Source organism: Flavobacterium odoriferum (assembly GCF_025499515.1).
In the GTDB taxonomy this organism is placed as follows: domain Bacteria; phylum Bacteroidota; class Bacteroidia; order Flavobacteriales; family Flavobacteriaceae; genus Flavobacterium; species Flavobacterium odoriferum.
Genome location: NZ_JAMKFA010000018.1, coordinates 1 through 23998 on the forward strand (window position 1 = coordinate 1; position 23998 = coordinate 23998).

The following is a 23998-nucleotide window of genomic DNA, read 5'->3' on the forward strand; positions in this document are numbered from 1 at the left end:
CGAACTTCTCCTAACGTCCCGACATATTTAACATGTCCTTTTTGTCTAGCCATAAGCTTAAAAAAAAATATTATGTTTTGTGAAAAATTTCATTTAAATTTACGATATAAAGTACTGATTTACAACGTATTAAATAAAGTAGAATGATGCATTTTAACGCAAAAGAAACCACGATTAAAAAAAACCTTCTGAAAATTGTAAAGTTTGTTGATGGTGATGGAATTATTTTAGAAGATATTATTTCAAAAAAGGAATTTGAAGTTAGATTTTTGGGTATAGATGCACCCGAAATAAATTATTGTAATAAGATAAAACAAGATGAAAAAGAGTTGCAAGTTCCAGCTGCACTATTAATCAAATTAGGTTATTTATCATTTAACTTTTTAAAAGATCAAGTTAATTTGGGTGATTATTGCACATTAGTACAGGAGCAAAATAATTTAGTTGATAAATACGGAAGACATTTAGGCTATCTTATTTTAAATGATGGTAGAGTTTTGAACGAAATTATGATAAAAGAAGGCTATGCAAAGCCATATAACGATGTTTTTTGTGAAATGCTTCCATTGTATCAAGAATGGAATTTACAAGCTAAAAACAGCTTAAAAGGCTTGTATTCTTTGGTAAATAGATTTTAAATTGATTGTGGACTAAATGTGGGCTAGGACTAGAAATAAAAAACCCTAACTGATTGATAATCAATCGTTAGGGTTTTAATCCTGCGGAGAAAGAGGGATTTGTCATCCATTTCTAACCGATTGATATTGTTGATTTTAATATCTTTTAATTTCCTAGGGTCTCGCTTTTGCATCTATAAATGACGTGCAAATTTTTCGAAATCTTATAGTACAAATCTATGAAAATTAGATGATTAAACAAAGTAAATTACTGAAATTATTGTTCATTTATTGAACTGGTTATTGAAGTAAAAAGTATGTAGAATGAAGTTTAATAATTGATACTTTTTTTAAAAACCTCATCCGATAATTAAAGGTTCTACTTGTTCAATCTTTAAGCTAGTATAGTTACAGAACTCCTCAACTGATACAAACTCATTTTCAAGCTTATTCAGGTCACTTCTTATCTTTTGCAATAATCTTGCACTTTGTCTATAACTCTTTCCTGTAATGCGTTGTATGTCCTTTGGGTAGATACACAACCTCTTTTTTTCAATTTTCATACTTTATCTATGCCTTTGACTAGGCTTTGAGTTACCTAAAACCTATCTGAATTAAACATTTGAAGCCATAAAATTAATCATTCTTTGAACTGGTTCAGAAACGATTAATGAACTTGTTCTGATGTCTTTTGTGTCGATTTTGGACATATGTGTCATAAAATGACAATCCTTTCCTTTTGTATATAATCTTGTTTCAAATTTGCTTTAAATCATTCAAGAATAGTTGCAACTGATGGAAAGAATGAAGGAGATTTTAACTGAATGTTTAATAAAATTTTTAAGTTATGGCTAGACAGAAAGGCATAATTAAATTGAAAGGTACTATCGGAGATATTACCTTTTATAAAACGCAAGATGGACACTTGGCCAGAGAAAAAGGTGGAATTGACGCTAGTAGAATTGCGAGTGATCCTGCGTTTCAAAGAACTCGTGAGAATGGTTCTGAGTTTGGTAGAGCTGGTAAAGCCGGAAAGCTTTTGAGAACAGCTTTTAGACCGTTGTTATTGAATTCTGCGGATAGCAGAATGGTAAGCAGACTTACCCAAAGAATGGTAAAAGTTATCCAAGCTGATCAAGTGAGTGAAAGAGGTTTACGAAATGTGATTGATGGTGAAGCTGAATTGTTATTTGGTTTTGAATTCAATATTCGTGGTAAGCTTGGAACTAGTTTGTTTGCTCCGTTTGTGGGAACGATTGACCGTGTAGCGGGTGAAATTAAAGTGGATTTAGCATCATTTATTCCTGCGAATATGATTGCTGCACCAAGTGGCACTACGCATTTTAAAATCATCTCTGGAGGTGCTGAAGTAGACTTTGAAGCTGAAACTTTTGTGGTGACTACTTCTGAAACTGCAATTTTGCCTTGGGATGGAGCCGCTACTGCAGTTATCAGTCAAACAAATGCGGTTACTGCTAACTCAACAAAACCATTGTTTTTGGCATTGGGACTTGAGTTCTATCAAGAGATAAATGGACAAATGTACCCATTGAAAAATGGTGCTTTTAATCCATTGTCTATTGCTATGGTTGATAGTGGTGTGTAATGGTTATTTGGTTAACTAGAACTTATTTCCCTGAAGGAACCAATGGTAAACTCGAATGCGAAGGCAAATTGATTTGTAACACAATTGAATTGCCATGGAAGATGAACGAAACGAAGGTTTCCTGCATTCCTGAGGGGAAATATTTTATTAGAAAGCGATACAGTGCCAAATACAAATGGCATTTGGAAGTGATGGATGTTCCAAATAGAAAATTTATTCTTTTTCATCCTGCTAACAATGCTAAAAAGGAATTGCAAGGCTGTATTGCTCCTGTTACAAAACTTTCTGGTCCTGGACTTGGTTTGATGTCTCGAATAGCTTTTGAAAAGCTTAAAAGGATTATTTATCAAGCATTGGATAAGAAAGAAAGTGTCGAATTAATTGTTCAATCCTAGAAATTACGATTATGAATAAAATTGTAGAACGAGCGAGTGCTCCTATACCAAAGTTTTTTAAAGTGCTTCGAACTGTTGGTTTGACTTTGGCTGCTGTTGGTGGAACTATTTTGGCTGCTCCAGTTGCTTTGCCCACAATTGTTATTACTATTGGTGGATATGTTGCAGTAGCTGGTGGAGTTTTGACAGCTGCAAGTCAGTTGACCACAACGAATGACAGCGAATAACCATACTTTAATGGGTACAGCTGGAGGCACATTTTTAAGTATTGTTCCGAATATTCAATCTGAAGATATTGCCAAAACGGTTATCTTAGCTACCGTTGGAGCAATTGTTAGTTTTACAATTTCGTTACTGCTTAAAAGCCTTAACAGGAAGCACAAAAAATAAGTTTAGCCCTAGTTGTGGTGACCTTTGGGTTAAATAAAATGAAGCCTAGTCGTAAGACCAGGCTTTATTTATTTATTGCAATAGCGGTATAAAATTACCCTACGCATATCGTTAATTAGATTGATGTTTTGATGAAATTGATTTTCTTTTTGTTCTAAAATTTTCAAAGCTTCAACGTGTTTTACATGCTCTTCATGTTCTGCCATTAATGCTTTAGATTTTGGGAAAAATTCTTTTTTGAAATCAGGTAACCTTAAAAATGGAATTACTGAACCTACTAAATATTGATGCCAAAACTTTGTTTTCCATAGACTATAAGCAATGAAATATACATTTTCTAAATCTTCATCATTTTTAAAGATAATAACAAAGCTGTTTGTAAATGGTTCTTTTTGAGGTTTTCCACTATTTAACCCTTTGTTTAGAATAAATAGATGTGGTTGTGGGTAAAACGTTCCTTTCTGATGGGTTTTAATAATATAGTTTAACATGGCTTCCGATTTTAAATATTAGCTTCTCTTTTGCTCTTATTTTCATCTGAAATACTGGATTGCTTCAATACGCTTCACTACGCTTCGCCCATTAAAATTTTTCAAAAGAAAAAAAGAAAAAAAAGAAAGCCATTCGTCTAGTGGAGGGTTTCAAAAAAGCAAGTTTTTTTTAAAAAATACTACCACCCTAATTCGTCCTTTGGAAGACGGAATTTGTTGCTTGATAGAAAAGTCGTTTTGAAAACGTATGGGTGGTGGAGATTTTTTAAAAAACCCGCAGGGCTTGAACTTGCTTTTTTGTAAACCCGGAACTTACCTTTGCTCTCTTTTTTTTATTTTATTTTTTTGCTTTCGGAGCAGGATTTTTCTTTGGAAGTCGGATTTTTTTTGTTTCGGAGACGGGTCGTCTTGCAAGGGTTTCAAATTTTGGGGCTGGATGAAAAAACCAAAATCGATTAAAATGCTTTTTATCCAGAACCGAAATTTGAAACTCTTGCTGCACTGTTTGATTTTTTGTGGTGCCTGGAAGTGCTCAGTATGCAGAAATTAGTGTTTAGTTGTTTCGGAGATGGGAAACACCTCAAAAAAACAATGCAAATACTACCGAGTGCGTTGGCAGTAGCGAAAGCAAGTGTATGGTTTTTTGATTTGTTTGCACTCACTTTCTGATTGCTTTTTTGGGTGCTGATGCTTGACTTATGTTTAAATTGAAAGACTTGAAGTTTTATGTATTTTTCTTAGAAGCTCTTAAAGCATCAGCAACCGGAAAGCAATTGCTACTTCATGTTCTGACAAATCAAAAAAACATACTATTGCTGGGCAATTTTATCTTTTGAGGGTGTTTGAAAGTGTTCAGTATTCAGATTTTAGTGTTCAGTTGTTGCGGAGATGGGAAGCACCTTCAAAAGATAATGCAAACACTACCGCTTTAAACACACAGCTGATAAAAACAATTGATGAATTTCCTACGAAGTGATAAATTTCTTTTTAAGCAGAAACGTTCTTATGAAAACACGAAGTAAGACCCGCGAAGCCACGTGTTTTTGGTAGCTGGGTGGTGCGAGGAAAGCTGCCAAAAATGTGTGGCTGGAGCGGGGCTTTTGAGCGTGGGGTGAGCGGCTTTTTTACATAATGTTATTATAGGGCAATGCACCATCTTGTTTTGGAGCACTCTTTTCTTTATTGCCCTATAATGCCACATTATGTAACTAAGCTTTGGGAAAAGTTTTTGTTGCCATGCACTATTTATCTATCGGAGGGATAAACTTCTGGCATACAAAAACTTTTTTGAGCGTTGGGAAGGAGTGGCAACTGGAAACTAAAACTTCATTCTACCACTAAACAAAAAAATACTCTTGTAATTAAAAATGAAATTAGCGAAATGAAGCAAACAAAGAACCGGCTTTAGGAATACTTGGACTAAAGACGGTTTTTGTGCAGTCTGAATGAGATAATTTCATTTAACTTATTTGATCATTCCATTTTTTTAATTGGTATAGTGTGTTTTTTAAATATTCAATATATTTAGGGAGTTTTCTAATTATTGGACGGTCCGATTTATAATAATTTAATGGATTAAAGTCAATTTCAGGGTATCTAGCTAAATTGTTATGGTTGTGTGAAATCAAATTCGAATAATAAAGAATTAAGACGTGAAAGTGTTCAGTCATTGTGTTTATAAAGTGCTGCTTTGTACTTTCTATCAAATCATTTAGTTGATTTTCATCTTTTATAAAATCTTTAAAATCTTTTCTAGCTTCTTCTACTTTTTCTGGATTCGATTTGTAAACTAAATTAAAAAATAAATCCATCTTCTCAATAAGATGCTTTTTAAAATCACTTGGAAACTCAAAATTAAATTTACTTAATTCTTTAATAATATTTAAAATCTCTTCTAAGATTTCATTTGAATATTCATAAATTTCCTTTCTTTTTGGTAATGAATTTAGACCACTTTCTAAATTATTTGAGTAATCATCTAAATTTTCAGAACCTATCAATTTTTCAAATTCATAATCCTTTAAAAAAGCAATTTCTTTTTGTCTTTCGTTAGCTGAATCAATAAAAACTTTAAGAGTAAAATGTCCTGTGTTATTAGCATCTTTTTCTGACGTATATGTTTTAATCATAAAAGCATAAGCTTTCAGCCCTTTTTCAGAAGCTTGCTGAAAATGGTAGAAAGAATTAGAGAACTTTTCATTTTCAAAAAGAATTTTTGAAACTTCTAAATCCTCAATTGCTAAATCAATCCATGTTTGAATGTAATCTTTATTCATTAGAAAATGTATTATCGAAATATTTTAAAGATTGTAGTTCATTTTTATCTTGACGTCAAGTATAAATCAAACTTTAATAAATCCTTTAAGCATAATACATATTGCCTTTATTTCTGGGGTTCCTGTCAATGCACCGTTATTAATTACTTGTTGAAAAATTTTAGATGGAATTTTTTCATAAATGATATTACTATACAACATTAAATCTCTGCCTTTCATTACAATTTTTTTATCTTCATTAATGTTGTAGTTTCTTTCTGTATTAATAATAAATATAGATTCCAGACCTTTTAAAAAACCTAATGAAGAGTATTCCTGCTCTTGTTTGTCTAAATAAAATGAAATTAAAGAAAACATCCATAATAATGGAATTACTTCATCATTTATACCTTTAAGGGAATAATTACTGGTTAGTATATTTATGTATTTTTTTATTTCAATTGATAGTGGTTCTATATCTTCTTCCTTTAATTTGGCGGTTATGAAATAAAAAATATTATTCATCAAATTTAGGTTAAATGAATATGGTCTATTTATTAATTCATCAAACAAAACATTCAAATATTCAAATTCAATCGTTGCTTCTAGTTCAAAGAGTTCCTTAAAATTATCAACAACATGATTGGCTATCATTTTCTTTTTGTTTTCTATGTCACTTTTTAGTTCAAGTATATAAAGGTCCAACGATTCTTTAGAGTCTAATAATTTTTCTTTAATAATGAATAATGATTCTCTAAATGATTGAGATAAGACATTTCTATAATAAGGCCAGCCAATTTCATTAATTGCATTCAAAATAGTCTTAAAACTTAGATTTTCATTTCTACAAAAACGAACTACAGAAACAATAAAACAAGCGATATTCCCTTTTTGTTCAATTAATGTTAATTCTTCATTAGTATAGATATTAAATAAAATTATAGATTCAATATATTCGATAATATTTTTTGGGATATTTTCTGTATCAAAAAATATTTTTTCAATTTCAGTTTTATCCTTTTTAGAAACACTTTTTGTCTTATTTGCTGAAAATATTTTTATATGTGAGCTCAAAAAATAATCTGGACGAAAATCATTAGGAATAAAACCTAACTTGCTTAAAAATGAAGCTGCTATTTCATCACTACATTCATAATTAAGCAATATATCTTCAATTTCATTTTTGTCTAATGTATCAAATTCATCTGCGATTAAATAAAAATAAGGATAAAGGCTTTTAAATTTGTGATCATCTTTAATTGCAGGATAAGACAATAATTCCTTCGCAGCAGCACCTGCTTTTGAAGTGTAATTTGGTGTTTTCTTCTTTAAAGTAATTAACCATCTATAGAATAATTCTATTTTGTGATTATCTGAAAATTTATCGTCGTAAATAAGTTTCTTTATAAAGTCTAACCAAAAATCTTGATTATCAATTATTGTATCTTTATATAATTTTAAGAGAGAGACCTTACCAAACTCATTTTTTATAATATTATTAGCGATGTCAAAACCTTTTAAAAAATCCTCTTTATTAAAAAGCTCTTTTTTGTACTTATCAAAAGTATAGAGATTTCTTTCCCACGATTCACAAATAAAAACATAGGCTTTTCCTTGTTCAAAAAGAGATAAATTATCATAGTGATAATCTACCAACATACCAGCTGCCCTCATTGCTTGATCAATATCATTACCATTTAAAATGTTTATTAGCTTCGGGAAAAACTCTTTCTGTTTAGCAACTTTCTTTATATCATTTTGAGGTTTAAAAGGATCTCCTAAATCAAAAAAATAACCATCACCAGTTAATCCTTCAATTAATTCAATTAAAAAATCTTCAGATAAATTAATATTATGATTATAAAGTATAAACAATGTATAATGTCTTGATAATGGAGGTAATTGAGGAAGAATAGATTTTAAATAATTTAAAACATCATCACTATAATTTAACTTCACGCAAAAACGAAACCATTCATCGCGGTCAAATATTCGACTAGATGCTGAAAAAATAATATTTTCTAATTCTTTTTTTGCATTTTCCGGAAAACAGGCAAGCAGAATTGAATTTGCATTAAAACGCAAGCGAAGATCTAAATGTTGAGTTGACTCTTTTAGAAAATCAAAATATTGTGGTTTGGAACTTATTAGCTCTTTGTAACTATTTCTAATTTCAGAATATCTACTTAATATTGGATATTCAGGTAATTTACTAACGACATATAAAAATTCTTGTTTATGTATTTCATCTACATTTTTTAATAATTTATTAAAATAATAAATATAGGTTTCTTGTATTTCATCTTTATTGTTTTTTCTTTTAGGAATAAATTTTAGAAAGAAATTTAAAGATATTGAGGAGTTATTTAAAATTAAATCATCTAAAATCTTTTTCCTATCGTTATGTTTTATATCATAAAACTGAGTTTTTGAAAGTAAAGGTCTTGTAATTAAATAAAAATCTCTTTCATTAAATTTTGAATAAAGTAAAATAGCGGCACTATCTGAAATATCATTATTATTTAAAACACAATATCTGAGATAAGCTATAAGATCATTTTCAGGGAGTTTTAAAATTAATTCATCATATAATTTATATTTACCATTTGAAATATTTTTAATGATTTTGTTTACAATTGTTTTATTAATCTCATTAGAAATTACAATATTGTTTAACCAAAATAGAAGTGTTTCTTCTTTACTTTCTTCTTGATTTGAAATTACTATTTCTAAAGCATCAAGAACTATATTTTTATGACCATTTTTAATTTCAAGAAAAAGAAGCTCTTTACATTTAGAATTATATAATCTATGATGTAGCAACTGAGACAACATTATACACCTTGTTTTTAAATCAAACTTTTCAGGAGTCATTAAAGCAAGGAGTGGAATGAAATAACTACAACTATTAGTTCGTGCAGCGAGGTGATAATCAACAATGTTAATTAATTTACTTTTTTGGGATTCATCTAATGAAAAATTATTGATAAAAAAGTAGCTTCCTAAAATAGCTTTTATTTGAGATTCCTCACTAGTGTGTATTGGACGTATTGGATTTAGATATTCTTCAAAATACCAATTGAAGCCAGAATTACTAGCTAAATGTATAGATTCTGCAATGGCATATGGAGAATAAGTGTCTGGCCCACCAAATATCCCTCCTTCAGTCCAAGTTTTTAATGGTCTAAATTCAAGTTTCGAAATTTCAGTAATAAAAAGTTTTGCGAATTCTGGATTTTTGGATTCAGAAACAATAATTGCAGCTATAGGTATATTATCTTCATAAATCAGTAATTTTTTTAAGGAATTAGAAACTGAATTAAATGATTCTGTCATATATCCTTTCAAACGGTTTATTGCAATAGCAAAAGAAAAAGCTCGCCAATTATCATCATTCAATTCAATAGAAAAAGCCTGATTCTTTATGTTTTCAGCTAATTTGAGACTATAAGCTATTTCTAATAAAGGTTGTGATATAAAGCTATAAGAATTACCATTTAATTGCAAAAACAAATTTTTGTAAAATAAAACTGTTTCCGGAATGATTTTATTTTTGTTTGTAATATTTTTTAAACAGTCAATAATTATCTGTGTAAGTTGAACATCTTTTAATTGTTTGGTTTGAGATAAAAAAATCCTTTCGGCAATTATTGCAATTATCTCTTCACGTTGAATAGCAGTTGGAAACTCATTGAAAAAATTTAAATAGTTTGTTTTTAAATCAATTTCATCCCATTCTAGCCTTTTTAGTAAAATTTTATACATCAGAGTGCCTAAAGTTTCTTCTTCCACTCCTTCAATCAAAAAATCCCTAAGTAGACATACTACCAAAGGGGTTTTAGCTAATAATGATAATTCATTTCTACTTTTTAAAAAATCTAGTCTTTTTACAGCATCATTTAGGACATTTTTAGGGGGAACATTGGCTACAATAGCTTCATTTTTGAGTATTTCTAGCACTTCGTTTTCAGTTAAGTCTATTGTAGTTAAGCAGTTCCAGTCATTAAAATTAATTACTGATTGGAGTTCTATTGGTCTTCCTGTGCCAATTATAGTTACATCTGAATAATCTTTGCTTAACTTCTCTAAATGTCTTACAACATATCTCGCTTCTTGTTTGTTTAACTCGTCTAGACCATCAAAAACAATAGTGATTGCTCTATTATTTATTATAAATTCAAAGTTGAAGAAAGAATCTTGAATCAATATGTTAGAATTTATAAAGTGATTTATACAATCGAATAATGATATAAAGTCAGATGTTATTTTTCCTTTTATAAAATTGACTGGAATCATTATGCACAAGCTGTCGGTACTATTTCTATTAAGTACATACTGTGCTATTATAGAACTCTTTCCGCTACCAATTTCACCAAAAAGAAAAACAGGTTGTTGACTATTTATAAAACCATCAATATCACCTACAATAATGTTCTTAATTAAATTTTCAGGTTTAGTTTCTTGAAGATGTGAAGTTTGTATTTTAATTTCAGAATTATGTTTTTTTACCTTCCTATTTAAAAATTTCGGAAGATTTTTTTTATTATTAACCGAGAAATATTTTTCTTTTAAAAAACCAGAGGTAAAATTTGTAATGTTTTGCATAAATATGTCATAATCGAAATCCACATATTTATAGATACCTTTATTAATAGGTTGATTGGCTATTTGGTGAAAAATTAATTCAAGTGATTCATCAGTTAAATAGCGATTTGCAGTATCTCCTTCATCTTGCTTATCTTCTAGTATTTGTCTTAACATCGCAAGTATGAAAGCTTCTTTGCTATCAATATTTATTTTTTTAATAGTAGCATAATTTCTTATTAAAGTCATTACTTCATTTGTCAAATCATCATTTGCGGGCATATCAAAGTTCCAAATAACTTGACTAAAAAAAGATTCCCACTCATCATTAGATAATGCTTCTAATGTTGAGTAGTTATTTTTCTTTCCTTTATATTGATTTTCGTATTCTTCTAAAATTGCTTTTTTACATATAGTAATAAGATTGTTTTCTAAATTCCATTGTTTATTATTTAACAATTCAAGAATAGGTTTCTCGGGTAATTCTATGTTTAGATTTTTAACTTTTTCAGTGCTATATTCTTTAGAAATACTATTTGTTGAGTAGAAGCTAAAAATAACATTAGGACTTTTTTTTACTGTATCCTTTAGCCAATAATCTAAAAAGTATACTAGTGTATTTAATATTTGATGACTAAAAAAAGAAAAATTCTTTGACTCATAATTTTTATTTTCTTCTATATATTTTCGATTATCACTGTATATAAACACATCCCCATCACTCTCTATAGCAATATGGAATTGTGCCTTTGGATTTGCAATAATAGTATCAAAAGCTAATTTAATAGCCCTTAGCTTTTGAAGTTTAATACCCTTATGTTTATCTGATGCGTCTCTGTTTATATCCATTGAAATAAAATTAATTATGACTTTTACACGATACTAAAAACTCCTGTTTTCTGTTTGGATTTTTTGCTAAGCCATAAAATTTTTAATCTTTCTGTTCACTTCTCTTTCCACTTGTTCAAAATCGGGTAAATCTTTGATTTGGTCGTTCATTGATTTTTTCCAACGTGCTTTGTATTGTGGTAATTTTTGTTCTAGTTTGGCATGAAAATCTTCGGGTTTTAATTCTTTACTCGTGCATTTGTTTCGGAACTCATTAGTGAAATATTCTACCTCCATTTTTTCTATTTCTACTAAATACCAAATGTCATAGTAGTCTCTTGGTTGTGTGCGTTGCATGGTGCAGCGTAATTTTTCGACTAATAGTTCTTCCAAAGGATAGCATACTAGTTTATAATCCTCTAAATCTGAATAATCTACAATAGCGTTTCTCATTATTGGTTCAAACTCTAACTTTTCGCTTCTTGATATGTCTACTTTTACTTTTTTGTTGTTACCAGAGCCACCCAGTGGACCAATATAACCTATATAAAAATTGATGCCTCCATCTTCATGCTCGTTATCATCAATTATTTCTAATGGAATATTGGATTCTTCCTTTATTTCTTCGAAAGTTTCTTTGAACCAATCAAAAATTTGTTCGTTTGTTATTTCATTATTCAACAATGTAAAATCTAAATCTTCTGAGAATCGATAGTCTTCAAAATATACTTTCTTTAATACGGTTCCTCCTTTGAATACCAATATTTTTGAAAGTTGTTCGTGATTTGCTAAACCCCAAAGTATCCAGGATAAAATGTAATCTTTTTCGATTTGTTGGTCGCGAACACCAACTTGGTTGGCTTTCTTTTGTATTTCGCCCGGTTTGATCATGTGAACATGGCTGATTTAATGGTTTCTATGTCTAAATTTTGTTGAATACTCCAACGGCTATTTCTTTTACCAGTCTTAGGTAATTCGGTATCTAAAACTACATAAGAAGCGGTTTTTAGTTTTTGTAGTTCTTTGATTATTTCTGTTTCTATTTCAAAGAGTTCTAAAATATACCCTAGTCTTTTTATTACTGCCTGAGAATCGAATTTTATGGTGTATTCTAAAAGCTTCTTATAATCTAATTTCTCTTTTGTGCTGTATATAGCTCTTGCTACCTCTACAATTCCTCCTGCGTAATCCGGTTTGAAAAGGCAATCTATTATTGTTTTTTCTATATCTGAACAGCTTACTTTATTGAAATTATCAATCCATGTTTTCTTTTCTCCAAAAAAGTGACTTTCGTTATGATAGATAAATTGAAATGTGATGTCTTTGATTTTTATTTCAGAAGGTCTGATTTGTTTTGCCACCACAATTTGTTCTTTTAATGATGGTTGTGTTATTAGATTGTGAATTTGCAAGGCCGAGTAATAACCGATATAATGTTTAGCCTCTTTTACCAAATGCTTTACTATAAGATGCCAATCGGGCATAAAGGTTTCCGGATTTTCTTCATAAGGGATAATGTAGTAAACACCGTCTTTAATTCGCATTAGTAAGCCTCTTTTGGTCATGTCGCTTAATAATTCTCTAACGGTGCTTTCTTTGGCATCAGGAAACGCTTTTAAAGCTGTTTTAGAATCAAAACACACTTTCCCTTTATCATTGAAGTATGATAAAAGTTCGTTTGACTGTGTTGAGATGTATTTATGCTTCATAGTCTTATTGTCAGGATTAACCTGACTACAATGATACAAAATATAATTATAGGTTGTGTCATTTGTTTTAAATTTATTCTTTATAGTAGCATTGTCAGGATAAACCTGATTATTTAACTACGAAACATCATTTTTATTAATAGTATCAATGTAAAACTGTAAATCATACAATTCAATCAACTCCTCTGTGTTGGTTGGTAAACATGCTAATTGCACAAAGTTAATATTCTGATATAATGATTTTTCTCCCAATAGGTCTTGCATGATGATGTAAATTGCTTGTTTCCAAGTTTTGGTATCGCAATGGATGTTGTAGTTTTTTAAATACACTATGATGTTGAGTTTTTTTGTTTTTTCGTCGTAAGCGAGTGGCAAAAATTTTATTTCGCTAGTTTTTATAGTTATTTCTTGAAATACATACGGCTCGTCTAAACCATCCATAATTTTTTCAATATGTACTGTAGGTTGAATAAATGCTGTGAATTTCCAATGTTTGAGTACTGGAGCGTGTTTTATTAATTCGGTTACCCGTGTAAAATATTCAGGATTTCCGTTTGCCGTAATGATTAGTTCGGTTTTATCGGTTGGCTTTTTGGGGAATATAATCATGTAATCGAGTTCTTTGCAATAGAAACCTAAACGGTGTTTTATCCAATGGCTGATTTGCTTTTGGGATTTTGGTGTTTCGTTGATGAAGTTTTTTATGGTTTGGTTGCTGTCTTGGAACCAGTTCCAGAAGGTATTTATTTTTCTCATAGTTTGTTTATTTAACCGCAAAGAGCACAAAGTTTTCGCAATGTTCGCAAAGCAGTTGGATTATATTAATTTAGCGTTTGTCTTGTGTGGTTTTATCGAATGCGATGAGGTTTAACATGGCTCGTAATCTTGAGCGAACTCGGTTGCCGTACATAGTTTCGATTTCTGAGGCTGATAGGTTGGTAGTGATGTGTGTTATAACTTTTCTTGAGATGAATAGATCATATCTTGAGAGAATTATTTCTGCCATCACATTGCATTCATTTCCATAATATTTTAAATTGCTTTCTACTCCTAAATCGTCAAAGCAATAATTTTTGTATTCGGATTGAGAGTAACTACCACGGCTGTATCGATGTATGATTTCGTAGCCTTCTTTTATGAATTCAAAACTTATATCGCGACATGTTCTCATAAAGAATTTATTTTCTTTTTGGGTTATGTATTTCATTATTGTCATTAATGAGGTTTTACCCGAGCCTACAGGTCCAGAAAGAAGAATTCCTTTTGATAGATCAATACCAAATCGACTTGTTGTTCTCTCATCTTTTAAAAAATAAGCTATCAGTTTTGTAATGTTTTCCATATCGTCATCGATGAAATGAAAATTTGGGCCATACTCTTGTTTGGCTTTTGTCTCTAACCATGTTAGGATTTCTGGATAGTTGTATTGTGAGCCCATAGTTGAAAGTTAACGGTTACCAGTTTACAGATTGTTTGTAATATGAACAGATCCTGAAACAAGTTCAGGATGACATTTACCACCCCGCCTTTCAGGCACCCCTCCAGAGGATGGGAATTTAAAGTTGTTCTGCATAATTTTTGTCTTCTACAACTTGTAAATGTTTCGCTTTTGGTTGTTCTTTAACTTGATTATTTTGAGGAAGATTTATTGTGAATCTTGCGGTATTTAGCATCCAATTCCGAGCTGCTGCATTCCAATCTATCATTTTTGTTTTACCACCAATAAGCCAACCGTTGCTAGTGTAGTAATTATAAAATCGTTCGGCTTCAAATTCTGAATACTCTTCTTGTTTGAAATATTCTTTGACTTGTTCGATTGATGGATTTTCTATTTCTCTTTTTTTCGCGGAACTTTTTTTCTCTTTTTTTTCAACTTCTAAAAATTCACCTTCATTAAAAATTTTAAAATTGGTGTCTATAGATATGTTTTTATTGTTTTTAGATGTTTTGTTATTGTTATATATATTGGGTTCATTGACTTGTTCAGTAACGTTACTATTAGCTTGGTTATTTATTGGTATGGTTTGGACAATAATTGAACTAGTTTGATTTTTAAAAACTGCTTTTCTATCTGATAAGTCATGAATGATTACTTCTGAACCTGAATACGGATTGTATGAAGGTAGATAATCAATAAACCCCATGTTTTGCAATTCTTTTATGCATTTGTGATAAGTAGCTTTGGAAGCTATGCGACTGGTTTTCATCATTTCATCACGAGAAATCGAGATTGGATTTTTGAACCGATTAATATTCCAACTCTGAAATAATGCTATATACAAACTTATATGTGTTGGATAAATGGTTTCTTCAGATGCTATGCGAATGAAGAAACCGGTTAGGTGTTTTATGTAATTCATGTTTATAGTGATTAGTGAAAAGTAATTAGTGATTAGTCTTGCTTGAACTATGTTCAAGGATTGACCTGCTTTGCAGGAGATACTTCGCAAGCTCAGTATGACAATTTTGTTACTATCTTACTTAAACAGATTAGGCAAGGCATTTACTTTATTGCCGTGAAGGAGCTTTTGAATGTCTGTATTGTCATAATACATAATCCCACCAACTTTGGTGTAAGTTAGTGTTCCATTGATACGGAGGTTTTGTAAAGTACTTGAAGAAATGTTTAACAGTTTACGGACTTCATTGGATTTGAGCCACTGTTTTGTTTGTTGTGGTTTGGATTGAATGATTTCTTTTAAATCATTCAAAAGAAGACTACGGAATTCGTTTAAATCTTCGATAGTAATAATTTGTACTGCCATAACTGATGTTTTAGATTGTTATGGTACAAAATTGTGGCGTTTGATTTATTTTCTTTCACAACGGGGTTCATGTTGTGAACGATTTTTATTTAAAGTACCTCATCTGAATTGTTCATCCTAGTCAATAATTTTTCATTTAAAGTTGTTATAAACTTTGTTCTATCATTCTTACGGGCTTTAATTTCAAGGAATGTTCTACGATATTGCCCTAAATCAATTTCAAAAATATGCTCAAAATATTCAGCAATATCTTTAAGGTCTGCAGCACCATTATTAAAAGCTCCTTCAGTATGTAATGCAAAAATAAGTTCAGTTAACGCTACTTTTGAGCCTGTCCACATCATTTTTATGTTCGGTTTGCGTTGTGATTTTTCAGTACTATCTTTATTGTCAATCATGATTAATTGGTTTTCTAAGTATAGTTGAATTAAATCATTAGCTAAGATTTTAGCGACTTTGAAGTCATGTGAGGTGGAAAATTTTGTATCGGATTCAAAGTAATGATTGTCTAGCGACATTTTTATGTCGAATTTACCCCGGAGAAAATATTTATAATCTAAATAGGTGCTACCGGAACGGTAATATTTATAAAATTCGAGTTCGTTATCAAAAAACGCTTTTAGTTTTCCGAGTTCGTTGTTGTAGTATTTTTTTAAAATTCTATTACCGCCATTAGGCCTTTTCATTTCAATCTTATAAATCATATTGTTGTATATAAGTTTAGAAGAGAATTGAGGCTTTATTTCTTTAAAAAATTGGATTTCTTCAGTTTCAGATTTGAATTTGAATTTTGAAATTAAGTTTTTCAAATTAATCAATACTTTTAAAATAATTTCAATGGAACTTTCGCAACGAGTTATCTGATTATCAATTTCTAATTCGATAAAATTTAGTTGCTCGTTGAGATCGGATAATAATTTGGTTGTTTTTATATTCAATTTAGGATAAGTAGTTTTATGTTTAAATTTACAGTAGAATCTAATAGAAAATATTACTCCAGAAAGCATCAATTCTTCTAATAATCCACTTGATTAAAAAAAAATTTTTCATAATTGATTTATTATTAATTATCTAAAAACCAAAACCTAGACTAAAAGCTATACGTATTCCATCAATTGAATTAAATACTCCAAGGTTTGTTGTTATAACATCAACTCCAGACATGAAAAAACCACCACCATAAGAGTTATTCCATTTGTTTGAATCTTCATTATCAAACCAAACTCTTCCATAATCAAACCCACCAAATAAACCAAAACGGATTGGTATTAATTTGGTTTTTATTTTATCAAAACTATATCTTAAGTCAGTATTTTGGAAAACATAACTGTTACCCGTAAATCGTTGATTTCTAAACCCTCTTAACCCATTAGTGCCACCAATAGAAGCTGCTTGATAAAATTCGAAATTATTACCTAAATTAACTTGACTTTTTATTCTACTAGCCAATACAAGTTTTCCTGATGATACTAATTTATGAGTAATACTTAATTCGGGAATTAGATAAGTATAACCTCTGTTGCTTTGGTCCAAATTCATTTTATAACCAATATCAACACTTGATTTAAAACCTATAGTAGGGTATGCCTTATTATCATAATTTTCAAATTCAAATTTGGTATTTATGCTTCCAAATTGATTAGTCTTAAAAATATAGCTTGGCAATTGAGAACTGTTTTCTACATATCTGTTTTGAGTATTTTCTACTTCAATTGACTCATATCCTAAACCAAAACTAAATTGACTACCACCATAAGCTCTATAAACCAATGAAGGATTAAGTTGAAATTCGCGAACTCTTACTCGATTGTAGTCAAGTCCAAAAGCATTTTCTAAATTTTCAGTTTCATTACCAAAACCAAAAAAGTTTAAGGTGTAGTTAGGACTTTGAAAAATTGAATTAATTTTTAAGTTTAAATTGCCAATAATATTAGCAAATTCACCTTGATATTTAATTTCATAGCCATTAGTAGTAAAATAAAAAGCCGTGTTGATTTTATGCTGGCTAGTAAATGGATTTCTTTCGAAACCATAAGTTGTATAGGTGTTATTGATTCCAATTTTAATGCCATCATCTGGATTTGTACCAATGGTCGGAATTATTTGATTGAAATTATTTTTAAGTTTCTTATAATCGTAAACATTGGTGCTATATTTATCTTGTAGTTTAATCGTAGCATTATGTATTTCTTTTAGTGTATTTGGCTTGGATTTGTAATCATATATTACTATATTTTTACCGTTTTCAACAATGTATTCATCTTCATTTTGACCACCAATAATTCTAATTTTTATTTTTTTTATTTCATCTGTTATATTAAAAATGTCATCATCATCTAACCCATAAATCCATATTTCCTTTGTAAGTTTTGGGTTGTAAGTTCTATTATGAAAATAATCTATATTTGAATTTTCTTTCCATTGATACATTGAAACTTCTACATTTCCATTTTCTAATCCATTTATTTTTATAGAATCTTTTTTATTGGTTGCGACAATAACGGCATATTTATTTATTAGCTTATAATATGAATCGGCTATGGTTTGTAAATTGGTTTTTCTGCCTTTTAATAGATGTTTAATGGTTTCAATAGATTCATCTTGTACTTCTTTTGGAACAGTATTAAAAGCTTTGTCTATTACTTCATTGGTTAAATCATTTTGTATTTCTGCAACTTGTTTATCCCAAATATCCTTATTGGATTGTGATATAAATGCGATATCTAAAGGATAAGGTTCTATATTAAATCCTTTTACATCTTTTAAATCAGCTGCATATTTTCGTAATAATTTGGAAGCAGGAATTAGGTGAATTGAAGTACCTAACATAAAACCATCAGACATTTTAGAAAAAGCTTGATCTCTATCTCTTGGCAATGGTCTATATATTGTTTTGTTATTTTCTTGATATTCTATCCAAAGCCATTGGTCGTAATGTCTATCCCAATCACCAATTAACATATCAAACAATCGAGCTTTAATGTATGCTTGTTCGTCTATAACTTTTGTATCGTCTTCATGAATTTTTTCAATAACATCTTTGGTGTTTATAATGTTTCCCGTAAAATTTCCATTAGTCAATTGAGTATTTCCTTCAGATGCATATTCTTCAAACACGTATAGTTCATTACCATATTCTTGATTGTATTTTTCCAAATTATCTTGTTTGGGAATATAATATAGGTGCGAATTCAAATATGGAATATTCAAACTACTAGACAACGATGCCACAACAAAAGGTGCGTAAGGATATGAGCCAGTAAACACATCTTTCACCAGTGATTCTGAAGCTGTGTTCTCAAAATAACCTTCAACATATTGGTCTTTAAAAGCTGAAGCTTGAATATATTGAGTGGCATTCTTTTTTAAAGCTCTCATTACAAATCTTTTTCCCTCTTTTGTTTGTAAATGAAGCGTTTTGGATTGTGTGCCACCACCTTTACGTATAGGAGTTAAACCACCCATAAGAGTGTCTAAATAAGCTACTTTAGCATTTACAGGAATACTATAGTATTTTCTATATCTTTCTCCCCATAAAAATTTAAAAAAGGCATTTTTAGAGGTTTCTTTATTTGTATAAATAGACGCTTTGACTGAATCTTGAATTATTTTAGGATATTTTATTGTAGATTTTTCAAAATCAGAAGGAAAAACTTGTTCATTAAAAACTATTTGATTGTTTTCTGCTGCAATAAAATTAACTTCTGAAGAACCATCTTTAAAAAAATTCAAAACAGCAAATCCACTTTTAGGGTATGCAAATTTACCTCCTTTTACTAACCGTGTAGCCGTATTTTTAGAACCTGAACCACTAATGATTTGCGGAATATTGTCTTCAACAAGATATTGTAAATTATGATCATGTCCAGAAACAAAAATTACATTATCGTTTTGTTGTGATGCCGTTACTAAATTTTGTTTTAATTCGTTGTAAAACTTGTTTGATAAGTCTGCATTAGAAACACCAGTGGTATTTCTAAAAAGGTTTTTAAGAGACCCTAAAATTGGGAATGGATTAAGATGGTTTTTTAAACTATATTGTCCACCATGAGATCCATTGGTAAACATAGGATGATGAATGGCAACTACTACTGTTTTTCCTCTTGCTTTTTTTATTTCGCTTCTAAATTCGTCAAAAAAATCTGTACGTGTTTTTATTTCGCAATTATCGTTTATGGTTGGGTGTTTGTCCCAATTAGTAATATACCATTGTGAATCAACAACTAATAAAATAGTTTCATCATTAATCTTCACTTTTTTAATAGCACAACCATTTTCAGGTAAAAAAGTGTTAGAACCTAATGCTTCTTTAACTAATAATTCTTGTTGGTATAATCCTGAAATACCGCTATACCAATCGTGGTTTCCTGGTATAAAAATAACACGACCAGGAAATTTTTTTGCAACATTGATTTGTAATGATAATGCAAATTCTGCATCGCTTTTTTCTGGACTATTACTTTCAGGAATTCCTTTTGGGTAAACATTATCTCCTAAAAATAGTAATAAATCAGAAGAATCAGCATTTATTATTTCTTTTTCCAATGCTTTAAGAGCAGTAGGAGTATAACCGTTATCAGGTTTTCCTACATCACCAATTAGATACATTTTAAAAGTAGGTTGCTGCTTGTTTTCTTCTAGTACAATTTGGTCTTTAAGTTTAGGATTCAGTGATGCACAACTATGCAATAAAAGCGATGTAAGGATAATTATTGATGAAAATGTAAAGTAAGTTTTCATATTTATCGATTAATTGCTTTTTTTAATTCTTATTTAAATACTAAAAATTGCGTAAGTAAGTGTTGCTAATACACCAATCAATAGAACTATAACTGAAACATATAATAATTGTTGTTTTTTAGTAATCACCAATCCCAAAAAATAAATGTCATAAATCATTTCATTGTAAACTGCATTTCCACTATCCATAATGCGTTCAATTTCTGCTTTAAATTCAGATAATGATTGTTTAGCAAAATTTGCAGCATATAACGTTCCTTTATAGCCACTATTTTTAAAAACATTGCCTAAATACCTATGTGGAAGCATACTTATTAATGCAAATATCATTGACAACATACTACTTATTACCAATATTTTAGTACCAATATTTATGTTTATTGTTTTAGAGTCTGTAGTAATAAAATGAATACCAAATAGTAAAGAAGTAATAATAGAATTAACGGTTAAAATAATTCTTGCTTTATTATCAATCATCTTCAATAACATGTAGTGATTTCTTGATAGCGTTTTAAAAAGTGTTTGCACTCCACGAGTGTCAAATTTTTTCAACTTTTCTTCCCTTAAACTACTATTATTTTCAATATTAGTATTTTCCATGGTTCTTTTATTTAAATTTTACATAAATGTGTTATTTCGTCTAAAACACGTTTAATCCTAATTTCAGAGATTCCAATTTTTTTCAATAAATAAGAAGTTTTATATAACTCTTTAACCAAAACAATATCATTTTCAATTAATTGATGTTTTTCTTTTAAGGTTAATGTTGTTAAAGTTGTAATAGGATACAATCCATAAGTATCTATATTTTCTTTTATTCCGTTTTTACTGGGATAATCCCAACTTAATAAAGTTAAACCAACGCATTTTGCATAGTTTATTGCATCAATTGTAAACCTAGTATTGGTAACCAACCAGCCTTGTTTGAGATGTGTTGTGTTTTTAGGATTAGTATTCCATTGTTTTTGGATATCTAAAAATCTTGAGTTAATGTATAACGGTATTTTTACATTACTAAATACTTTAGAGTCAGAATGAAATTTGCATTCAATTGCATAAACGCTTCCTTCTTTTTCAGCCAATACGTCAATTTCATGTGTTACACATTCACCATTTAAAATTACACTGACAGTGGTATTAAATCCTTTTTCTCTCAATAAAGCTGCAACTAACCTTTCAAACGGATAACCTGTTGGTCCTAATTCAAAAATGGCACGTTTTAGACTATATCGTGATGCAGATGTTCTGTTTGATTTTTTTAAATAAGCAAACGCTTTTTTATATATTTCATTTGAAGAAATACCATCATAAATTTCTGGTTGTATTTTTGAAATAATGTTTTCAATATCTTCTTTAGATGCACCACTACGTTGTAGTGAATGTTCTAATTTTTGAGTTGAAAAAGGTTCAACATCAATAGAATTCTTTTTAATAAAAATTGGTTTTTGTTTCATAATTCAAGTATTAAAAACGTAAAGTTTCTGTCATTATACCAAACCTAATTGAGCTGATTTGATGTTGAAAATAAATATTATAATAATCCATACCTTGATAGAATTGAACAAAGAATCCAATGTCTTCTAAAAATTTGGGATGATAATAAACAATTAAACTGGCATTAATTCTTTTAGAATTAAATGTGTCCCAATTGTTAATATTATCTAGCATCAAAGTTGTTTCTGCTTTTACAGAAAAGTTTGCCTTTTGTTCACTACTTTTTATGAGGTTCGATTTCATAGGAAGTTTATAAGCTAAAAATGTATTGTGCCATCGTAATCCACTATATTGACCATGAAGTTCTTCTAACATCCAACTCTTTGGGTGAATTTCAACAGAGCTTTTTATAAATTTGAAAGCTTTCAAATTTTGACTATATGATGATTGTAAAAAACCTAATTCTAAATAGTTTGTTGCAAAATTTCCTGATTGTAAATTGACTTTTCCATCATCTGTATAAAAATTACCATCTTGACCATTAGAATGATGAGCAATTTTACCAAATAAAGTTAATTTATTGGCTGCATCTTTATGACCTGTTAAAAAATAGAACGCAATTTGAGGTATATAACTTGGTGTTTTTACGGGATAAGAATACTCATCAAACATTCTTATTATAATTTGAGAAGTTAACACTGCCATTAATCTTGAATCTTTACGTTCTCTGATCTTAAAATTAGGACTAACATTTGCTTCAAACATTAAAGGTTCTAAATTTCCGATATCAAAAGGAAAAGTAACATAACTTTCACCTTGATTGACTTGTGCAATTTTATCTAAATTAAGAGTTACAATTGAATCTGTTAAGGTTTGTGCAACAATACTATTTGTAAACAAAACAGTAAATAAGTATATTAAATTAATTCTTTTCATAAATGATATATTTATATGTTTCAAAATCAATTTTACACAACTCGATAAATTTTTAAATGTTACTAATTATTTATAAATTATTTTAATATCTTTTGAAAGGTTTTTATCTATTTTAAAACTAGCTTTAGAAAAACTAGGTCTATTTGTTAAGTTAATATTTTGATAATTAGAAAAACCTATCCCTTCTATTGGTAGAATGAACTTTTTGTCAATTTTACCATTTTTATTTTCGTCATGGAGTATAAATACTGCATAGTTCCCTTTAGGAATATTATTAAATGTTATAGTTGATGAATTCATAGAAATTGTACCAACTTCTTTTTTATAATAGTTTTTAATTTTCTCATCAGGTATTGAACCCTCTTTATTGTATAATAAAAAAAGAACATCTCCATTAGAGTTTCTTAAATCTGAAACTTTAACCGTTAAAGAATAGGACTCTTGACCTTGAGAATAATTGGATAAAAGAACTAAAAATAATGTTGTTATTAGTTTTTTCATTTTTTAGATGTATTTTCAAAAAACCACCATTTTGGTTTAATTTGTTGTTTGATTAATCCAAATTTTTCAATTGCATGAGTTTCTAGATGTGTTACTAAATCAGGTATTGAATCCGTAACGTAAAGTAGCTTCATATCTTCTGGACTAATGCTTTCATTTTCAACCATAATTTTAATATGATGACAAAGTTCTTTATGATATTCTGAATCAAAAATAATTATTGGAAAGTTTTTAATTACTTTGGTTTGAATTAATGTAAGTGCTTCAAATAATTCATCTAAAGTTCCAACACCACCCGGCATTACAATAAAAGCGTATGAATATTTTATTAAAACAACTTTACGAACAAAAAAATATGGAATATCTATCCATTTATGTAAGTATGGGTTAGGTTTTTGTTCTCGAGGCAATACAATATTGCAACCTACAGAATATCCGCCATTTTCAAATGCTCCTTTATTTGCCGCTTCCATTATTCCTGGACCACCACCAGTCAAAACAGTAAACCCTAGTTTAGAAATTTCTGCACCAATTTTTTCTGCATTTTGGTAATGTTCTGAATCAGGTGTAAATCTTGCAGATCCAAAAACAGTTACACAAGGACCAATAAAATGTAGTTTTCTAAAAGCTTTTATAAAATTAATTTGAACTTTAAAAGTGAATATTAGTTCTTTAAATCGAGATAATGGCCCTCGAATAAATAAAGACTCATTTGTAATTAATTTATTTTTATGTTTTTTCATGTTA

The 23998-nt window shown here is 29.5% G+C and carries 21 protein-coding genes; 5 read left to right on the forward strand and 16 right to left on the reverse strand.

The window, feature by feature from the left end; genetic code table 11:
• Positions 1–143: 143 nt before the first annotated feature.
• From M9Q43_RS12135 to M9Q43_RS12155, 5 genes are all read left to right on the forward strand, one after another.
• On the forward strand, positions 144–638 hold the full coding sequence (locus M9Q43_RS12135; RefSeq protein WP_262319156.1) for a thermonuclease family protein: 495 nt from the start codon (positions 144–146) through the stop codon (positions 636–638).
• Positions 639–1464: 826 nt separating this feature from the next.
• Positions 1465–2223, forward strand: coding sequence for a hypothetical protein (locus tag M9Q43_RS12140; RefSeq protein ID WP_262319157.1), 759 nt, complete (start codon positions 1465–1467; stop codon positions 2221–2223).
• Entirely contained in the window at positions 2223–2618 is a 396-nt protein-coding gene (locus M9Q43_RS12145; RefSeq protein ID WP_262319158.1) for a DUF5675 family protein, read from the forward strand. Before M9Q43_RS12140 ends, M9Q43_RS12145 begins: the two co-directional genes overlap by 1 nt.
• Positions 2619–2629: 11 nt before the next feature.
• Entirely contained in the window at positions 2630–2845 is a 216-nt protein-coding gene (locus M9Q43_RS12150; RefSeq protein WP_262319159.1) for a hypothetical protein, read from the forward strand.
• The gene (locus M9Q43_RS12155; protein ID WP_162833738.1) at positions 2832–3008 is read left to right on the forward strand and encodes a hypothetical protein; all 177 of its coding nucleotides are present in this window, start codon (positions 2832–2834) and stop codon (positions 3006–3008) included. Before M9Q43_RS12150 ends, M9Q43_RS12155 begins: the two co-directional genes overlap by 14 nt.
• A gap of 68 nt (positions 3009–3076) precedes the next feature.
• On the opposite strand, the gene M9Q43_RS12160 is transcribed toward M9Q43_RS12155, so the two are convergent.
• The 16 genes from M9Q43_RS12160 to M9Q43_RS12235 all read right to left on the reverse strand — a co-directional run bounded on the left by M9Q43_RS12160 (position 3077) and on the right by M9Q43_RS12235 (position 23994).
• On the reverse strand, positions 3077–3499 hold the full coding sequence (locus M9Q43_RS12160; protein WP_026726275.1) for a DUF6943 family protein: 423 nt from the start codon (positions 3497–3499) through the stop codon (positions 3077–3079).
• A gap of 1460 nt (positions 3500–4959) precedes the next feature.
• Positions 4960–5775: a HEPN domain-containing protein gene (locus M9Q43_RS12165; protein WP_262319160.1), complete on the reverse strand. Its 816-nt coding sequence runs from the start codon at positions 5773–5775 to the stop codon at positions 4960–4962.
• A 66-nt stretch (positions 5776–5841) separates the two neighbouring features.
• Positions 5842–11187, reverse strand: a complete 5346-nt coding sequence (locus M9Q43_RS12170) for an NACHT domain-containing protein (protein ID WP_262319161.1) — start codon at positions 11185–11187, stop codon at positions 5842–5844.
• Between the two features lie 66 nt (positions 11188–11253).
• Positions 11254–12057 (reverse strand): nucleotidyl transferase AbiEii/AbiGii toxin family protein, encoded by an 804-nt coding sequence (locus tag M9Q43_RS12175; RefSeq protein WP_262319162.1) that lies wholly within the window; start codon positions 12055–12057, stop codon positions 11254–11256.
• The gene (locus tag M9Q43_RS12180; protein WP_262319163.1) at positions 12054–12875 is read right to left on the reverse strand and encodes a type IV toxin-antitoxin system AbiEi family antitoxin domain-containing protein; all 822 of its coding nucleotides are present in this window, start codon (positions 12873–12875) and stop codon (positions 12054–12056) included. The genes M9Q43_RS12175 and M9Q43_RS12180 overlap by 4 nt, the downstream gene beginning before the upstream one ends.
• A gap of 117 nt (positions 12876–12992) precedes the next feature.
• Positions 12993–13631, reverse strand: coding sequence for a hypothetical protein (locus M9Q43_RS12185; RefSeq protein WP_262319164.1), 639 nt, complete (start codon positions 13629–13631; stop codon positions 12993–12995).
• A 70-nt stretch (positions 13632–13701) separates the two neighbouring features.
• Positions 13702–14313: a P-loop NTPase family protein gene (locus tag M9Q43_RS12190; protein WP_227141881.1), complete on the reverse strand. Its 612-nt coding sequence runs from the start codon at positions 14311–14313 to the stop codon at positions 13702–13704.
• Between the two features lie 118 nt (positions 14314–14431).
• Positions 14432–15235: a transcriptional regulator gene (locus M9Q43_RS12195; RefSeq protein ID WP_262319165.1), complete on the reverse strand. Its 804-nt coding sequence runs from the start codon at positions 15233–15235 to the stop codon at positions 14432–14434.
• 117 nt (positions 15236–15352) lie between these two features.
• Positions 15353–15640, reverse strand: coding sequence for a helix-turn-helix domain-containing protein (locus tag M9Q43_RS12200; protein WP_262319166.1), 288 nt, complete (start codon positions 15638–15640; stop codon positions 15353–15355).
• Between the two features lie 89 nt (positions 15641–15729).
• Positions 15730–16578 (reverse strand): RteC domain-containing protein, encoded by an 849-nt coding sequence (locus M9Q43_RS12205; protein ID WP_262319167.1) that lies wholly within the window; start codon positions 16576–16578, stop codon positions 15730–15732.
• Between the two features lie 133 nt (positions 16579–16711).
• The gene (locus M9Q43_RS12210) at positions 16712–20380 is read right to left on the reverse strand and encodes a metallophosphoesterase (protein ID WP_262319168.1); all 3669 of its coding nucleotides are present in this window, start codon (positions 20378–20380) and stop codon (positions 16712–16714) included.
• A 33-nt stretch (positions 20381–20413) separates the two neighbouring features.
• Positions 20414–20980 (reverse strand): Pycsar system effector family protein, encoded by a 567-nt coding sequence (locus tag M9Q43_RS12215; RefSeq protein ID WP_250593398.1) that lies wholly within the window; start codon positions 20978–20980, stop codon positions 20414–20416.
• An 11-nt stretch (positions 20981–20991) separates the two neighbouring features.
• Entirely contained in the window at positions 20992–21834 is an 843-nt protein-coding gene (locus tag M9Q43_RS12220; protein ID WP_250593399.1) for a restriction endonuclease, read from the reverse strand.
• Between the two features lie 10 nt (positions 21835–21844).
• Entirely contained in the window at positions 21845–22750 is a 906-nt protein-coding gene (locus M9Q43_RS12225) for a hypothetical protein (RefSeq protein WP_250593400.1), read from the reverse strand.
• 66 nt (positions 22751–22816) lie between these two features.
• Complete coding sequence (locus M9Q43_RS12230) at positions 22817–23251, reverse strand: DUF2141 domain-containing protein (protein ID WP_250593401.1); 435 nt, start codon at positions 23249–23251, stop codon at positions 22817–22819.
• Positions 23248–23994 (reverse strand): LOG family protein, encoded by a 747-nt coding sequence (locus M9Q43_RS12235; protein ID WP_250593402.1) that lies wholly within the window; start codon positions 23992–23994, stop codon positions 23248–23250. Before M9Q43_RS12235 ends, M9Q43_RS12230 begins: the two co-directional genes overlap by 4 nt.
• Positions 23995–23998 lie beyond the last annotated feature (4 nt).

What these genes read in the sequence shown, in the direction of transcription:
- M9Q43_RS12225 (WP_250593400.1), bottom strand. Translation starts at nt 22,750, where the DNA reads ATGAAAAGAATTAATTTAATATACTTATTTACTGTTTTGTTTACAAAT.
- M9Q43_RS12155 (WP_162833738.1), top strand. Translation starts at nt 2,832, where the DNA reads ATGACAGCGAATAACCATACTTTAATGGGTACAGCTGGAGGCACATTT.
- M9Q43_RS12235 (WP_250593402.1), bottom strand. Translation starts at nt 23,994, where the DNA reads ATGAAAAAACATAAAAATAAATTAATTACAAATGAGTCTTTATTTATT.
- M9Q43_RS12160 (WP_026726275.1), bottom strand. Translation starts at nt 3,499, where the DNA reads ATGTTAAACTATATTATTAAAACCCATCAGAAAGGAACGTTTTACCCA.
- M9Q43_RS12165 (WP_262319160.1), bottom strand. Translation starts at nt 5,775, where the DNA reads ATGAATAAAGATTACATTCAAACATGGATTGATTTAGCAATTGAGGAT.
- M9Q43_RS12220 (WP_250593399.1), bottom strand. Translation starts at nt 21,834, where the DNA reads ATGAAACAAAAACCAATTTTTATTAAAAAGAATTCTATTGATGTTGAA.
- M9Q43_RS12175 (WP_262319162.1), bottom strand. Translation starts at nt 12,057, where the DNA reads ATGATCAAACCGGGCGAAATACAAAAGAAAGCCAACCAAGTTGGTGTT.
- M9Q43_RS12230 (WP_250593401.1), bottom strand. Translation starts at nt 23,251, where the DNA reads ATGAAAAAACTAATAACAACATTATTTTTAGTTCTTTTATCCAATTAT.
- M9Q43_RS12215 (WP_250593398.1), bottom strand. Translation starts at nt 20,980, where the DNA reads ATGGAAAATACTAATATTGAAAATAATAGTAGTTTAAGGGAAGAAAAG.
- M9Q43_RS12195 (WP_262319165.1), bottom strand. Translation starts at nt 15,235, where the DNA reads ATGAATTACATAAAACACCTAACCGGTTTCTTCATTCGCATAGCATCT.
- M9Q43_RS12145 (WP_262319158.1), top strand. Translation starts at nt 2,223, where the DNA reads ATGGTTATTTGGTTAACTAGAACTTATTTCCCTGAAGGAACCAATGGT.
- M9Q43_RS12150 (WP_262319159.1), top strand. Translation starts at nt 2,630, where the DNA reads ATGAATAAAATTGTAGAACGAGCGAGTGCTCCTATACCAAAGTTTTTT.
- M9Q43_RS12200 (WP_262319166.1), bottom strand. Translation starts at nt 15,640, where the DNA reads ATGGCAGTACAAATTATTACTATCGAAGATTTAAACGAATTCCGTAGT.
- M9Q43_RS12210 (WP_262319168.1), bottom strand. Translation starts at nt 20,380, where the DNA reads ATGAAAACTTACTTTACATTTTCATCAATAATTATCCTTACATCGCTT.
- M9Q43_RS12135 (WP_262319156.1), top strand. Translation starts at nt 144, where the DNA reads ATGATGCATTTTAACGCAAAAGAAACCACGATTAAAAAAAACCTTCTG.
- M9Q43_RS12180 (WP_262319163.1), bottom strand. Translation starts at nt 12,875, where the DNA reads ATGAAGCATAAATACATCTCAACACAGTCAAACGAACTTTTATCATAC.
- M9Q43_RS12190 (WP_227141881.1), bottom strand. Translation starts at nt 14,313, where the DNA reads ATGGGCTCACAATACAACTATCCAGAAATCCTAACATGGTTAGAGACA.
- M9Q43_RS12140 (WP_262319157.1), top strand. Translation starts at nt 1,465, where the DNA reads ATGGCTAGACAGAAAGGCATAATTAAATTGAAAGGTACTATCGGAGAT.
- M9Q43_RS12185 (WP_262319164.1), bottom strand. Translation starts at nt 13,631, where the DNA reads ATGAGAAAAATAAATACCTTCTGGAACTGGTTCCAAGACAGCAACCAA.
- M9Q43_RS12170 (WP_262319161.1), bottom strand. Translation starts at nt 11,187, where the DNA reads ATGGATATAAACAGAGACGCATCAGATAAACATAAGGGTATTAAACTT.